Annotated in this window: 17 protein-coding genes and 1 pseudogene; 11 read left to right on the top strand and 7 right to left on the bottom strand. The window is 41.4% G+C overall.

Going from position 1 to position 13,703, the window contains the following annotated elements:
- Position 1: 1 nt before the first annotated feature.
- Both nirD and nirB read right to left on the bottom strand, forming a co-directional pair.
- Positions 2 to 348 (bottom strand): annotated as a pseudogene (gene nirD / locus RS130_RS11310) (nitrite reductase small subunit NirD).
- Between the two features lie 10 nt (positions 349 to 358).
- On the bottom strand, positions 359 to 2,914 hold the full coding sequence (gene nirB, locus RS130_RS11305) for a nitrite reductase large subunit NirB (RefSeq protein WP_316028036.1): 2,556 nt from the start codon (positions 2,912 to 2,914) through the stop codon (positions 359 to 361).
- Positions 2,915 to 3,331: 417 nt separating this feature from the next.
- Here nirB and RS130_RS11300 point away from each other — a divergent pair, with 417 nt between their 5' ends.
- The 4 genes from RS130_RS11300 to RS130_RS11285 all read left to right on the top strand — a co-directional run bounded on the left by RS130_RS11300 (position 3,332) and on the right by RS130_RS11285 (position 5,552).
- The gene (locus RS130_RS11300) at positions 3,332 to 4,192 is read left to right on the top strand and encodes a TraB/GumN family protein (RefSeq protein ID WP_316026041.1); all 861 of its coding nucleotides are present in this window, start codon (positions 3,332 to 3,334) and stop codon (positions 4,190 to 4,192) included.
- Between the two features lie 136 nt (positions 4,193 to 4,328).
- The gene (locus RS130_RS11295; RefSeq protein WP_316026040.1) at positions 4,329 to 4,934 is read left to right on the top strand and encodes a molybdopterin molybdotransferase MoeA; all 606 of its coding nucleotides are present in this window, start codon (positions 4,329 to 4,331) and stop codon (positions 4,932 to 4,934) included.
- Positions 4,913 to 5,266: a molybdopterin-binding protein gene (locus tag RS130_RS11290; RefSeq protein WP_316028035.1), complete on the top strand. Its 354-nt coding sequence runs from the start codon at positions 4,913 to 4,915 to the stop codon at positions 5,264 to 5,266. The genes RS130_RS11295 and RS130_RS11290 overlap by 22 nt, the downstream gene beginning before the upstream one ends.
- A complete protein-coding gene (locus RS130_RS11285; RefSeq protein WP_316026039.1) occupies positions 5,190 to 5,552 on the top strand; it encodes a MoeA family protein in 363 nt (120 codons plus the stop codon). Before RS130_RS11290 ends, RS130_RS11285 begins: the two co-directional genes overlap by 77 nt.
- 187 nt (positions 5,553 to 5,739) lie before the next feature.
- Here the strand turns inward: RS130_RS11285 and RS130_RS11280 are convergent, their stop codons facing one another.
- The gene (locus RS130_RS11280; protein WP_316026038.1) at positions 5,740 to 6,165 is read right to left on the bottom strand and encodes a GNAT family N-acetyltransferase; all 426 of its coding nucleotides are present in this window, start codon (positions 6,163 to 6,165) and stop codon (positions 5,740 to 5,742) included.
- A 521-nt stretch (positions 6,166 to 6,686) separates the two neighbouring features.
- Between RS130_RS11280 and RS130_RS11275 the strand changes: the two genes are divergently transcribed.
- From RS130_RS11275 to RS130_RS11265, 3 genes are all read left to right on the top strand, one after another.
- Positions 6,687 to 6,833: a hypothetical protein gene (locus tag RS130_RS11275; RefSeq protein WP_316026037.1), complete on the top strand. Its 147-nt coding sequence runs from the start codon at positions 6,687 to 6,689 to the stop codon at positions 6,831 to 6,833.
- A gap of 426 nt (positions 6,834 to 7,259) precedes the next feature.
- Positions 7,260 to 8,618, top strand: coding sequence for an MATE family efflux transporter (locus RS130_RS11270; RefSeq protein WP_316026036.1), 1,359 nt, complete (start codon positions 7,260 to 7,262; stop codon positions 8,616 to 8,618).
- A 1-nt stretch (position 8,619) separates the two neighbouring features.
- On the top strand, positions 8,620 to 8,958 hold the full coding sequence (locus RS130_RS11265) for an MOSC domain-containing protein (RefSeq protein WP_316026035.1): 339 nt from the start codon (positions 8,620 to 8,622) through the stop codon (positions 8,956 to 8,958).
- A 130-nt stretch (positions 8,959 to 9,088) separates the two neighbouring features.
- On the opposite strand, the gene RS130_RS11260 is transcribed toward RS130_RS11265, so the two are convergent.
- From RS130_RS11260 to RS130_RS11245, 4 genes are read right to left on the bottom strand one after another with little or no spacing between them, the layout of a single operon-like run.
- A complete protein-coding gene (locus RS130_RS11260; protein WP_316026034.1) occupies positions 9,089 to 9,439 on the bottom strand; it encodes a rhodanese-like domain-containing protein in 351 nt (116 codons plus the stop codon).
- A 33-nt stretch (positions 9,440 to 9,472) separates the two neighbouring features.
- Complete coding sequence (locus RS130_RS11255; RefSeq protein WP_316026033.1) at positions 9,473 to 9,778, bottom strand: metalloregulator ArsR/SmtB family transcription factor; 306 nt, start codon at positions 9,776 to 9,778, stop codon at positions 9,473 to 9,475.
- 4 nt (positions 9,779 to 9,782) lie between these two features.
- Positions 9,783 to 10,199, bottom strand: a complete 417-nt coding sequence (locus RS130_RS11250) for a DUF6691 family protein (RefSeq protein WP_316026032.1) — start codon at positions 10,197 to 10,199, stop codon at positions 9,783 to 9,785.
- A gap of 9 nt (positions 10,200 to 10,208) precedes the next feature.
- Positions 10,209 to 10,622 (bottom strand): YeeE/YedE family protein, encoded by a 414-nt coding sequence (locus RS130_RS11245; protein ID WP_316026031.1) that lies wholly within the window; start codon positions 10,620 to 10,622, stop codon positions 10,209 to 10,211.
- Positions 10,623 to 11,294: 672 nt separating this feature from the next.
- Between RS130_RS11245 and RS130_RS11240 the strand changes: the two genes are divergently transcribed.
- From RS130_RS11240 to RS130_RS11225, 4 genes are all read left to right on the top strand, one after another.
- Positions 11,295 to 11,564, top strand: a complete 270-nt coding sequence (locus RS130_RS11240) for a hypothetical protein (RefSeq protein WP_316026030.1) — start codon at positions 11,295 to 11,297, stop codon at positions 11,562 to 11,564.
- Positions 11,545 to 11,781 (top strand): hypothetical protein, encoded by a 237-nt coding sequence (locus RS130_RS11235; RefSeq protein WP_316026029.1) that lies wholly within the window; start codon positions 11,545 to 11,547, stop codon positions 11,779 to 11,781. The genes RS130_RS11240 and RS130_RS11235 overlap by 20 nt, the downstream gene beginning before the upstream one ends.
- 383 nt (positions 11,782 to 12,164) lie before the next feature.
- Complete coding sequence (locus RS130_RS11230) at positions 12,165 to 12,551, top strand: DUF2780 domain-containing protein (RefSeq protein ID WP_316026028.1); 387 nt, start codon at positions 12,165 to 12,167, stop codon at positions 12,549 to 12,551.
- Between the two features lie 147 nt (positions 12,552 to 12,698).
- Positions 12,699 to 13,535 (top strand): mechanosensitive ion channel family protein, encoded by an 837-nt coding sequence (locus RS130_RS11225; protein ID WP_316026027.1) that lies wholly within the window; start codon positions 12,699 to 12,701, stop codon positions 13,533 to 13,535.
- Positions 13,536 to 13,703: the final 168 nt, after the last annotated feature.

Below are 13,703 nucleotides of genomic sequence, written 5' to 3'. Positions count from 1 at the left end.
ATTAGCCAACCAGCTGTAATTGCACTTGATTTTGTTCGATACGAACCGGATAAACCGTTAACTTAACCTGTTCGTCTTCTAAACACACTCCCGACTCTAAACAAAATCGCTGTTTATAAAGAGGAGAAATAACGACTTTTCTGTCGTCAACCGAACCTAATAATCCACGATACAACACGTTGGCTTTGCCAAACGGGCACCAATTGCTGACGGCAAAATTTGCTCTTCGCCAGCCACTGTCATTTTAAACAAGGCGATTTGCTGTTCTTCAACTAAGGCACATACACCAGAATTAGTCACTAAATCAGCAGATGTACACACGTTTATCCAATTGTTTTGAGTCGTCATGGTAATTTCCTTAAACAAGTTCAACAGCAAGCTCTTCAGCTTTGCTTGCGTGCAGTGTTGCTTTTTCTGCTTCGGTAGCAGGACGAATTTGCTCTCTTTCTTCAACAAACACTATGTTTAAGTCTGACTTGTCACTATTTACAAATTGACGGAACCGTTTTAACGATTGCTCATCTTCAATCGCGGTCTTCCACTCACACTGATAGGTATCGACTACATTTTGCATTTGCGCTTCTAACTCTGCACCTAAGCCAAGTGAATCTTCTATCACCACTTGTTTTAAATAGTCTAAGCCGCCTTCAAGATTTTCCATCCAAACAGAAGTTCGTTGTAAACGGTCTGCGGTACGAACATAAAACATCAATACACGGTCGATATACTTGACTAAGGTTTGAGTATCTAAATCTGTAGCGAACAAATCTGCATGTCGTGGTTTCATACCACCGTTACCACACACATATAAATTCCAACCGTTTTCAGTAGCAATGATACCAATGTCTTTACCTTGAGCTTCAGCACATTCGCGAGTACAACCAGAGACCCCAAATTTAATTTTGTGAGGTGCACGTAGACCTTTATAGCGGTTTTCTAAGTCTACCGCTGTACCAACAGAATCTTGTACGCCATAACGACACCAAGTGCTGCCCACACAAGACTTTACGGTTCTCAGTGCTTTTGCATACGCATGACCGGTTTCGAATCCAGCCTTAACTAACTTTTCCCAAATATCAGGCAACTGTTCAACACGGGCACCAAATAAATCGATACGAGTTCCGCCGGTTACTTTTGTATACAGCTTATATTCTTTGGCAATTTCACCTAGGGCGATCAACTTTTCAGGCGTCACTTCACCACCGGGCATACGGGGTACAACAGAATACGTCCCATCTTTTTGCATATTACCTAGGTAAGTATCATTTGTGTCTTGCAAACTGACGTGGTCTGGGGTCAAGATAAAATCATTCCAAACAGAGGCTAAAATTGAACCAACCGCTGGTTTACAAATTTCACAGCCTAACCCTTTACCGTGTTTCTCTACTAATTCATCAAATGTTTTGATTTTGCCGACTTTTACTAAGTGAAACAGTTCTTGGCGAGAATAAGCGAAATGTTCACATATATCCTTTTTTACCTCGACACCTCGCTTGGTAAGCTCGCTGTCAACCACAGATTTGAGCAATGCCGCACAACCACCGCAGCCGGTCGCAGCTTTTGTGCAACCTTTCACTGTGCCTACATCACAAGCACCTTGGTCAACCGCTTCTATGATGTCGCCTTTGGATACATTGTGACATGAACAAATCGTCGCGGTGTCTGGCAGTGCGTCAGCTCCCAAAGCAGGCGCATCACCCGAACCTGCAGGTAAAATAAGTCCTTCTGGACTTGCTGGTAGTTCAATATCGTTTAACGCGTATTGCAATAACGTATCGTAATCACTGGTATCACCAATTAATACCGCACCAATCAGTTTTTTCTGCTGCGCATCTACCACAATCTTCTTGTAGACTTCTGCTGGTTGATTCTCGTAGGTGTAACAAAGCGCGCCTTCGGTACGAGCATGAGCATCGCCGATGGACCCAACTTCTACACCCATCAGTTTTAGTTTGGTACTCATATCGGCACCTTGGAATGTTAAGTCACCACCTATGATATGGCTGGCCGCCACCCTAGCCATTGTGTACTCAGGCGCAACGAGTCCGTATATAAAGTTATTCCAAAGGGCACACTCACCAATTGCATAAATATCTGCATCACTGGTTAAACAATGATCATTTACCACTATTCCGCCGCGCTGGCCAATTGCTAAGTCAAACTCTCTGGCTAATGCATCTGAGGGGCGAATACCCGCCGAAAACAAAATCATATCGGTTTCTAATTCTTCGCCATCGGCAAAGCACATTTTATAACGACAGGTATCGCCTGCCTCTATGCTTTGCGTCGCTTTTTGTGTGTGAACTTGCACGCCTAGTGCTTCAATTTTACTACGTAATAGGCGGCCACCACCGCCATCTACTTGTACTGCCATAAGTTGTGGTGCAAATTCGACAACATGAGTTTGTAGGCCGGCTTCTTTTAACGCATTTGCGGCTTCTAAACCTAGCAAACCACCACCTACTACGACTCCAACTTTACTGACTTTAGAGGAAGCATTTATAGCTTCTAAATCTTCAATGGTTCGGTAAACCAAACAATGAGGTTGGTCGTTGCCCGGAATAGGAGGCACGAATGGATATGACCCCGTTGATAGTACTAATTTATCGTATTCGTAAACGTCGCCCGACTCTGTGCTAACAGTTTTAGCCAACTTGTTGATGTTGACGACTTTGGCATTTAAAGCGAAATTAATATTATGCTGTTGATAATATTCTGGGGTAGTTAAGGCTAATTCTTCTGCCGTTTTACCAGAAAAATACTCAGATAAATGTACCCTGTCATAAGCTAGACGAGGCTCTGCAGACAATACTACTACTTCCAACTGAGTATTATTGTCTGCTGCATTTTCTTGAATTAACTGGTCAACAAAGTGGTGGCCCACCATACCGTTACCAACCACTACTATACGTATTTTTTTGTGTTAAGACTATCTACCGAGCTTGACATTTTCACCTCTATAAGTGCTTTGAAAACAAAAAAGCCCGCACTAAATAATCACAATTAATTAGTGCGGGCTTCTTGCCAAACCATTGGTTTACACTGTTGTAAACCATTGGACAATAAGTTGTATCAAACAATTTAACTTGTTTAGTGATTTTATTTATACACATTTAATGCCAATTTTTAATTCCTTATAATTCAAATGGTTAATTCTTTTGGGTTTCACTTGGTCTACATTTCACGCATTTAGATGGGGCAAGTGCACCAATTTGATTCAGCAACTTGAGATTGAGTTACATTATTCCAATTTAACGATTGCTTAAATGAAATAACTAACGGTATGCTGAGAGAGATTTATTGCCAATATTAAAAAGGATTGAGACAAAACATGGCGTTACTTAAAAATGCTTCATTAATAGCGAGTACATTGATTGCTTTACAAAGCCAAGCGGCTTCGGTGTGGAAAGTATCTACAGACAGCAATCAACTTTTTATAGGTGGCACCATGCACGTGTTAACCGCCGAAGATTACCCACTGCCTAAAGAGTATGCCCAAGCTTATTCTGCTGCCGATAAATTGGTGTTTGAAACAGACATGTCTGTGGTCAACAGCCCTGAGTTCGGCAATATGATAATGAGCCAAATGACCTATCAAGACGGCACCACTATCGATAAAGTGCTTAAACCTGATACGTATAACGCATTGCAACAGCACTTGAGTCTAAGAGGTATTCCGATTCAGAACTTTGCCACTTTCAAACCTAGCTTGTTAGCCATAACCTTGAGTATGATAGAACTAAAAATGTTGGGCTTAACCAGTGAAGGAGTCGATCTTTACTATTCCAAAATGGCTAGCGAACATAAGAAAGAGCAGCTTTGGCTAGAAACCCCAGAACAACAAATACAATTTCTTATGAGTATGGGTCAAAACGATGAAAACGCGATGATTGACTACACCTTAAAAGACATAAAAAAAATGCCTACTATGATAGAAACCCTGCGTAAAACTTGGCGTGAAGGTGATATGCAAGCAATGGCCAATGTCAGCATCAAAGAATTCAGAGCGGATTACCCAGAAATTTATCAAGACTTATTGGTGAAAAGAAACAACAACTGGTTGCCACAAATAGTACAAATGTTAAATACCCCTGCTACCGAGTTAATTTTGGTGGGGGCATTGCATTTAGCAGGTCCAGACAGTGTTTTAGAAAAATTAAAAGCTAAGGGTTACAAGATAGAAAAATTGTAAAATCACTGTAAGTTAGGCAACCGCCGATAAGGGCGAAAATAGCTATTTTCGTCCTTTCTCTTTTGGTTCTTTTTTGCCATAGTGTTGACTGCCAAAAATAGACAACCACTCAATAAGTTAAGCGAATGATACCTCTATGATCCAAACCTGCGATACTACAAGTCTGAAGCCGATTACACAGGCATTAACTGCCATGTTATCAGAGGTATCAGCTCTCACCCATTTCGAAAAAGTCAACTTAATATCAGCTCACGGTAGAGTCTTAGCTGTTGATCTACAATCAGGTATCAATGTGCCGCCAGCAGACAACTCTGCGATGGATGGTTATGCGCTGCGCTGCGAAGACTTAGCCGATACAGACACATTAAAATTAGTCGGTACGGCATTAGCGGGACAGCCCTTTACCGAGAGAGTGAACGCTGGCGAATGTGTGAGGATCATGACGGGTGCAGTGATACCGAATGGCGCAGACTCTGTCGTCATGCAAGAAAATACCGAAGCAAGTGCCAAAACAGTTACCTTTAAGCAGATCCCAAATCGGGGGAATAGCGTAAGAAAAGCCGGAGAAGATATTCAGATTGGCCAAATAGTCGTTGCCAAAGGCACTAAACTCACTGCGGCACACCTAGCATTAATTGCCTCGGTCGGCATAGCCGAGGTCGAGGTAACCTCAAAATTAACAGTAGGTTTAATTGCCACCGGTGATGAACTTACTGCTCCATACTACGATTTAGCACCATAGGTGCTATTTATGAAAGTAACCGATATGCATTAATAGCGCGCTTAGAGCAGCACCCTGTTAAGGTTAAGGATTATGGCATTGTTAAAGATGACAAAACCTCTTTAATAAAAGCCTTTACCTTAGCGAATGAAGAGTGCGATTTGCTAATATCATGTGGTGGCGTGTCTGTAGGTGATGCTGATTACGTTAAAGAGATTTTAGACGAATTGGGGCATATCAATTTTTGGAAAGTGGCCATTAAACCCGGCAAACCCTTTGCGTTTGGCAAACTTGAACACGCTTGGTTTTGTGGGTTACTCAGGCAATCCTGTATCTTCTTATGTAACCTTTGAACAACTAGTGACACCACTAATTGAAAAATTGACAGGCCAACGCCCTTTCACGCCTGCTTACTTTATTGCCAAAGCTGCTGAAACCATTCGAAAACGCCCTGGTCGTGCTGATTATCAAAGAGGCATATTTTACCGCGACGATGCAGGCGAATTGTGGGTTAAAGCCAATGGCAAACAAGGCTCAGGAATCATGAGTTCAATTGCCAATTCAAATTGCTATATGCTATTGCCGCAAGACTCTGGCAATATTCACCAAGGGCAAGACGTCAAGATACAACCGTTCTAAGGCGATTCGACAAGCATAAAATCTAGAGCATGCGCGTCGCACTTATTCGTTACGCTCACCGTAACCCCTTGCGGGTATTATTCGGCGTATCAATCACGGCTCACAGCTTTGACTATTTCGATAAAACCATCTTCTCCTCCCATTTCCAAACAAGGGGCTGGGGAAGTAGACATCTCTGATGCTCAAATTAGATGGAAATATCTGAGTCTCGCTCTAGAACCCAGCACCTAGGATTGTTAGTGAAACCAATCTTATCGTAATACCCATTAGCAGTTGGGGCTGAAATGAGTATTAGTTTACAGCGCTTATTTAACTGAGCTTGAGTTAAAATTTGCAATTGCTTACCAATACCGCGATTTTGATAGATTCGATTGACAGCTAAATCAGATAAATAACATGCATAATTAAAGTCAGTCATTGAACGAGCTAAACCCACTAATTTCCCTTCTACCCATGCACTTACCGTTAAATTGCTATTTAACAGCATACCTGCAAGACACTCTACATCATCTACCGGACGACGCTCACCTAAGGTAGAGTTGACTAGTAAGTCATAAAATTGGTTAACGTTAATCTTTTCATTAATTCTATAATCGACATGCACAACTTTCATTCCCCTTAGCGCTAACACCTGCGCCTAATTGAAACATAGATAGGCCGCTTGAACTATCAGAAATGTAGATAGGCCTCAAAGCTCATCATTCCTGCCTGCCATTAGCAGGAATCCAACTTTACTACCTCATATTTAAAGATCTAAGAGAATAGCCTATTGAGACAGCCATGTTTAAACGCGGTGACAATATTTATAAAATCTCTTTTTATGGGTGTATTAATAGGCTCGTTATTGGGTAAGAGAAAAAACAAGCTGGTTTTATGGAAGCTACAATAAAATAGTGGATCACTTTTCAATTGCTCTTGTGGATCAGTTTTCAGTTGTTGTTGACACTGCGCGCTGTATTGAAATTTCGGGCAATGACAAAAAACAATAATGATAGTCACCGGTTGTCTCTTCTAGCCACTGTTACATTAGATTGTCCTAAGTGAATTTCATGTGTAGTATCGTGTTCAAAATAACACTTGTATTATCAGTCTCTTAAAATTGACGCTCACCTCTCGTGACAAAGTAAATGCGTTATGTGTGAAGCCCCAATGTTACTTTACCACTTTCTAATATTGCCAAGTGGTGTTGGCCAACATCGGCAGAATAATGTGAGTGAGCGCTGGTTATTTAGCGAACGTAGCGCCAGTGGCTTGAGTAAAGCAACGGCATATCGAGATTGAATGTCAAACAGCATGCACGGTATATGGAGACATAAAACTTAACACTACTATCATGACTTCAGCTTTATTAATCAAGTCGTATAGGTAATATAATTAAGCTGAAAACTGGCTACTCTTGCTCACATCTATTCACTCAATTGATGGGATAAATATGTAATGCACTGTCGTTCGGCTTCAAAAGGGTATTACGCCGAGGTATTTCATAAGGAATATCAGTCGGGCCGCGGGATCGCTGTCTACAAAATTACGCATGAAGCGATTATCGATATCAGGCATAAAGAGAAATACAGATGCTTTACCCAAAGCGCATGCTTCAAGTAACGAGTAGTACTCCGTGTGAGTCATTAAATTACTTAAAACCTATTAGTTTGTAGCGAGAAGATAAACACTTCTAGCTGCTTTTAACATTTACATTCGAGATCCTAAGTGGCATTTAAAAAAGAATTGAAAACCATTGCACATCTAGCATGGCCTTTACTTATAGCGCAAATCACTCAAACCTTGATGGGCGTATCAGACACCATAATGGCGGGGCGTTACTCGGCTACCGACATGGCTGCAGTAGCCATTGGCTTTAGCTTTACCTTGCCTATAATTGTGTTTATCCAGGGTATTACCTTAGCGCTTCCCCCAATTCTTTCTCATTTAAATGGGGCGAATGACTCCACTAAAGTCGCGAACTACACGCAACAAATGGTCTGGTTGGCGTTGACGTTTTCAGTACTCGCGGTAATGTTTGGCTTTAGTTTTGAATCCATCACTCAATATATTCAAATGGAAGCCGACATGGGTAAAATAGCCATTGACTATATTCAGTATATTCTGTTTTCAATGCCTGCCTTTGCGCTGTATCAAGTGTTACGAAACTATTGTGAGGGTTTGTCCATCACCAAGCCCAGTATGGTGATCATGGGGATTGGTTTACTCGTGAACATTCCGGCTAATTATATTCTTATCTATGGCAAATTTGGTTTACCTGAAATGGGCGGAGCCGGTTGTGGTGTGGCGACGGCTCTAGTCTTTGTGGCTATGTTTATTGCCACGTTGTTATATACCCTAAAATCAAAAATGTTGGCTAAGTACGATTTATACAGTCAGCTATATTTGCCTGATTTCGCGGTGATCAAAGAATGTCTCAAACTAGGTTTACCTATCGCTATGACCATATTATTTGAGGTAACATTGTTTGCGGTGGTCGCACTTTTATTAGCACCATTTGGTTCCATAGTAGTGGCATCCCATCAGGTTGCACTTAACTTTTCTGCTTTGATGTTTATGATCCCCTTGAGTATTGGTATGGCAACCAGTATTCGTATTGGTTATTTATTGGGAGAGAAAAGGCCAGAACAAGCCAAAATCACCACTCGCTGCTCCTTTTTGGTGGGGATCAGTATTGCCTCTTTCACCGCTGGTTTTACTATCCTTTTTCGAACCTATATCGCAGAGCTCTATAGTATTGACCCACCGGTAATCGAATTAGCTTCAAGCCTATTATTGCTAGCCGCATTGTTTCAGTTTTCTGATGCGATCCAAGTGATCTCTGGTACTGCATTGAGAGGCTACAAAGACACGGCCGCGATGTTTTACTTGAGTTTTGTTTCCTACTGGATAGTAGGTCTGAGCATAGGCTGTATTTTGGGATTAACCGACTGGATAGTGCCTAAAATGGCAGCATCAGGATTTTGGATTGGCTTTATTTGTGGCTTAACGTGTGCGGCAGTGCTGTTAGGCATTCGCTTACGATACATTCAAAATTACCATATTCAATTGCTACAAAAGACATAACATGCGTTTACTCGACATCGCTTATCGGCCCCACTCACGAGCCACAATACAAACTAAACCATCCACTATGGTGAGCAAGGTCGCCGGTGTGGATGGTGATTTTCGAGGCAAACCCAGTAAACGCCAAGTTACCGTGTTAAGCCAAGAACAATGGCAACAGGCCTGTGATGAACTACAGGTCGAATTGCCTTGGACTCTTCGCCGAGCCAATCTGTTAATAACTGGTATAAATTTCGATGGGAGTTATGTAGGTAAACAGATCAAAATAGGCCAGTTGCTATTGCTGATAACCAGAGAAACCGACCCCTGCCCTCGTATGGATGAACAGCATCAGGGTTAAGCCAAGCCTTGACACCAAATTGGCGCGGCGGTGTATGCTGTCAAGTATTGGCTGACGGGCGAATTAAACAAGGTGATCAAGTACAAATATTAAATTTGCCTTAACCCCATGTCATTCACTTAACTACACTTCACAGTGTACAACAACGCTGAATTTCATCCATATTACAGGTTATGACAGACACGTTTTTATAACCCACCCTTTGCAACTGTTCTGCCCCTAATGCCGCACGAGCTGAGGTAGCACAATGCAAATAGATAGCCCGCTTAGCGTCTTTTTCTAGCTCCATCATTTTCATTTCCAGCAAACCACGAGGAATATTAATTGCCCCTTCGGCTGGCGTGGCTAAATGTTCAGATGGCTCTCGCACATCAATTAACCAGCCCTTATTTTCAGCTCGTTCACGAGTGGCCGTTTGCGCGTCCGTACAACGAATGCTCTGTTTAACTTCAGCAATTAGATCAGCAACTGATTTAAGCATAATATTCTCCAGCGTATTTCAATGACAATTAGTTTATGGAATGTAGTCTGCACAGTACAAGTGGTGTAGCGTAGCAATGATTGTTTTAACTTGGTCACTACTTAAGGAGTAAAATATAGACTGTGCTTCTCTGCGAGTTTGCACTAGTCCATCTTTACGCAACACAGCTAAGTGTTGCGACAGAGTAGACTGCGGTATGGCAATTTGTTGATTAATTTCAGAAACCGAAAGCTCCCTATCATTCAACACACATAAAATAATTAACCTGTGTTTATTTGCCATCACCTTAAGCAAGTCTGCAGCTTGAGCTGCATTCTCTAACATTTCAGATTGCTTCATAAGATCAGCGGCCCACAAGTTTATTGGCAATAAACATTCCAAGCAACATAGATACAACAAATGCTATGAGCTCAGGCTGGGCTGCACTAAGGTTAGTCATTGCCGGTCCAGGGCAGATGCCACTGAGTCCCCAACCTAAACCAAAGAGTCCTGAACCAATGAGTAGTTGCTTGTCGATTTTACTATTAGTAGGCAATTGGCAATCCGCGCCAAATATCGTTTTACCTTTTGGCTTCACCATAAAATAATATACGGGCAAATAAACAGACAAACCGCCGCCGATAACGAATACCAAAGTGGGATCCCAAGTCCCTAAAATATCTAAAAAGTTTAAGACGCGGATAGGATCAACCATACCCGAAACGGTTAGTCCTGAACCAAATACCAAGCCGGCCAACATAGCACTGACAATCAATTTCATACTGCTTCCTTACAAAACGTGGCGGGTTATAGTCACCACTGCCATAGCGCTAAACATAAAGGTCATGGTTGCCACTATCGAGCGTTTAGATAAACGGCCAATACCACAAATACCATGCCCACTGGTACAGCCAGAACCAATTTGTGTACCAATACCTACGATTAAGCCAGATATAGCTAAAGTGAAAAAATCCAGAGGTAAACTCTCTGGTAATTTAAAGCCCCATAAGGACGTCACGAATGGCGCTACAATCAGTCCTAAAATAAATCCCCATCGCCATAAGCCAGCAATAGAATGTGAACTAATAGCCCTATTTACTATGCCTGATATTCCTGCAATTCGGCCGTTGGTTAACATTAGTAGAACGGCGCCTAGTCCGATTAACATGCCGCCAATAAAGGCGTGTACAAAGTTATGCTCCATCTAAGCCTCAATAGTCTGTCATGTAGTAGTTACACATATCGTATATTCATAATATACAATATTAATGCTATAAACAAACAACTAATACATTTTTATTTACACCTGTTCTAAGCCATATTGATGGTTAACATAACCTCAGCTAAATATTACTCGGTAACGAAATTTCTCGTGTATAGCAAGGCGGATTGTTGTAGGTCATAACGTGTTATTGCTAAACCATCCAACGCCGCTAGACACAAAAAATGCGTTATCGAGAGGTTCGGCTTATCCAAGATTAAGATTAACATAGAGTCAAAACAAATCAGTACTACTCCCGGCCTCACTAATACGGCACACTAGTATTTTTATTACCGACTTCTAGGATGACCTTGAATATGCAATGGGTTCGTTATTCAAAAAGGTTTTTATTACTTACTGCAAGCTCTAATTATATCAAACGTGTCTGCAGTTGCAGGCGACTCCCCGTGGCCAGCAAACAATAAAGTCGCTGTTAGCATTTCCTATGACGATGCCCTAAACAGCCAACTAGATAACGCCCTGCCTGCTCTAAATAAAAGAGGCTTAAAAGCTTCTTTTATGTAGTCCCCCTATCTGAGGCCTTTAAAAATAGGTTGGCTGAATGGGCAGCCTTGCCGGCTCAAGGCCACGAACTAGGTAATCACACCTTGTTCCATGCTTGTGACCGCTCCAAGCCCTGGTCGAGATTGGGTTACACCAGAGAAGGCATTGAACGAAAAGTCAGTAAAAGCCATGATTAATGAAGTGACAGTAGCCAATACACTCCTCACCGCAATTGACGGCCAACAAATTCGCACCATGACCCCACCTTGTTTCGACCAAATGGCAAAAGATGGTAATTATATTGAAGCAGTAAAAAACCAATTTGTCGGTATTAAAGGTCTAGAAGCGCCTAACTTTGCGAGTGTTGCTATCTTCCAATAATATCGGTGCACAAGACATCATCCAGTTTATTCAAAAACAACCGAAGAATATCAAACTTATCAATGTGTTATTTCATGGGATCGGCGGTGATCATTTAGCCACAAAAACGGATGAACATGTAAAATTTCTTGATTATTTGGTCGCGAACCAAGATAAATATTGGGTCGATACCTACCGAAACATCATGTTGGCAAGCGCCAAAACCAATCCACAGTGATAACTGGTCATTCTGGGAGAATATAAAGCAGTGTTACCAAGAAATTGCCTATTACTTCAGCAAAACTAAAGCCTGCCATCTGGTATTTTTCAAACGATATACAGCCATAACCACAAGTGCTTGTGTAAAGCACACCAGCTTTTTTATTGGCTATTAAACTAATTGATAGTTTATTTGTCGTAAAATGTGATTACAATCCCCGCAAACTTAATCTCTATTTAGGAATATATATATGAAAACTTCACGGATAATCTTACTTTTAAGCACGCTTACTTTCACAAATGTCAGTTTGGCTGGTGACCTTCTTAATTCAGCCAAAAATTTGTTGGCCGATAGTTCTGCTGCAAATTCAGGCCTAAATGTAACCGGAATGGTGGGGGCAGTTGCTGAATCTTTTAGGGATTACACAGTCACAAGCAACGGGTAGCTTGGGGTCTATTTTTGAGTATGCAAAAAACAACATCACTGAAGAACAAGTATCTTCACTGAGCAATTCTTTACCCGGGCTAGATTCACTATTAAGTGCTGCTCCTTCGTTAAGCGGATCATCTAGCGCTGATAACGCAAATAGTTTAGGCGGATTATTAGGTAAAGCAGCTGAATACAGTGATTCTTTAAGTGCTATCGCAGGTTTACAACAACAATTTGAATCATTGGGCCTAGACACAGAACATGATAAGCCAAGTCATTCAAAGCGCTTACCGTTATTTAGATACGGAACAAGGCAAGCAAGTAAAAGCGCTATTACAACAAGGTTTAGCTTCTCTTAAACTTTAGTCTTAAATTGGCAACAGCTATAGCTCAAAGTTGTCATTTCATTGAACTAGTAGGTACTATTAGTTCAATGTTTAAGCCATTAAAAAATAGTGTCTTATGCATAAAAACAGTTTTTGGTAAATTTAGACAAGGAACATAAAATGGAATCATTTGAACAACAATTGCAAACTTTTTACGATAAAGCCATTGCTATGGGCACCGAATATGGTGCCCAGTTAATTTCAGCAATACTCGTCCTCATTATTGGTTTATGGGTAATAGGCAAAATTAGCGACGCCGTACGCTCATACGCAGTAAAAGGCCTACCCGACGAAACCCTCGCTAAATTCTTAACCAATATTTTTGAAGTCATTTTAAAAGTACTATTAGTCATTAGTGTTGCCTCTATGGTCGGCATTCAGACGACTTCTTTTGTTGCCATTATAGGTGCAGCCGGTTTAGCTGTGGGCTTGGCACTTCAAGGTAGTTTGTCTAACTTTGCCGGTGGGGTGATGGTGTTAATATTTCGTCCATTTAAAGTTGGAGACTACGTGGGCGCACAAGGAATTGAAGGCGTAGTTGTTGATATAGGTATTTTTGTCACAACGTTTGAAACCTTCGACAAACGAATTTTGATTATTCCAAATGGTCCCCTAGCAAATGGTAACATTACCAACTACACAAAAAGCGAAGTTCGCGCAGTAGAAGTGTCTATCGGTATTTCGTACTCTGACGACATTGCAGAAGGCAAGGCTGCCATGGAAGAGGTGCTTAAAAATGATCCTCGCGTATTGCAAGAAGAAGGCAACGTGGTTGCTGTGGTAGATTTGGGCAATAGTTCGGTAGACTTTTTAGTTAGAGCATTTGTTAAAACAGACGATTACTGGGCCTTGTTTTTTGATATTCGCCCTGCACTGAAAGCAGCGGTTGAAGCCAAAGGTCTGACTATTCCGTTCCCACAACGAGATGTGCATATCTTTCAAGAAAGCGGCGAATAGGCTTTATAGACGTAAGCTTATGAGCTCCGCCCTTAAGCAGTGTCTAGTACTTATAGCGAAGTATACGTTTTAAGTGCCATTCAACACTCTGCTGAATAAGTAAAAATCCGATAAACATGGTTTATCGGATTTTTTTATGTTTGTCTCGCAAATTCTAGAATTGAGCAA

The organism is Paraglaciecola aquimarina, assembly GCF_032464635.1.
GTDB lineage: Bacteria > Pseudomonadota > Gammaproteobacteria > Enterobacterales > Alteromonadaceae > Paraglaciecola > Paraglaciecola aquimarina.
This window is presented reverse-complemented; position numbering and strand designations above follow the sequence as displayed.

Excerpts from the sequence above, each read along its gene's own strand:
- RS130_RS11300 (WP_316026041.1), top strand. The coding sequence starts at position 3,332 with ATGGCGTTACTTAAAAATGCTTCATTAATAGCGAGTACATTGATTGCT.
- RS130_RS11295 (WP_316026040.1), top strand. The coding sequence starts at position 4,329 with ATGATCCAAACCTGCGATACTACAAGTCTGAAGCCGATTACACAGGCA.
- RS130_RS11280 (WP_316026038.1), bottom strand. The coding sequence starts at position 6,165 with ATGAAAGTTGTGCATGTCGATTATAGAATTAATGAAAAGATTAACGTT.
- RS130_RS11275 (WP_316026037.1), top strand. The coding sequence starts at position 6,687 with ATGTGTGAAGCCCCAATGTTACTTTACCACTTTCTAATATTGCCAAGT.
- RS130_RS11265 (WP_316026035.1), top strand. The coding sequence starts at position 8,620 with ATGCGTTTACTCGACATCGCTTATCGGCCCCACTCACGAGCCACAATA.
- RS130_RS11260 (WP_316026034.1), bottom strand. The coding sequence starts at position 9,439 with ATGCTTAAATCAGTTGCTGATCTAATTGCTGAAGTTAAACAGAGCATT.
- RS130_RS11255 (WP_316026033.1), bottom strand. The coding sequence starts at position 9,778 with ATGAAGCAATCTGAAATGTTAGAGAATGCAGCTCAAGCTGCAGACTTG.
- RS130_RS11250 (WP_316026032.1), bottom strand. The coding sequence starts at position 10,199 with ATGAAATTGATTGTCAGTGCTATGTTGGCCGGCTTGGTATTTGGTTCA.
- RS130_RS11245 (WP_316026031.1), bottom strand. The coding sequence starts at position 10,622 with ATGGAGCATAACTTTGTACACGCCTTTATTGGCGGCATGTTAATCGGA.
- RS130_RS11240 (WP_316026030.1), top strand. The coding sequence starts at position 11,295 with ATGCTTGTGACCGCTCCAAGCCCTGGTCGAGATTGGGTTACACCAGAG.
- RS130_RS11225 (WP_316026027.1), top strand. The coding sequence starts at position 12,699 with ATGGAATCATTTGAACAACAATTGCAAACTTTTTACGATAAAGCCATT.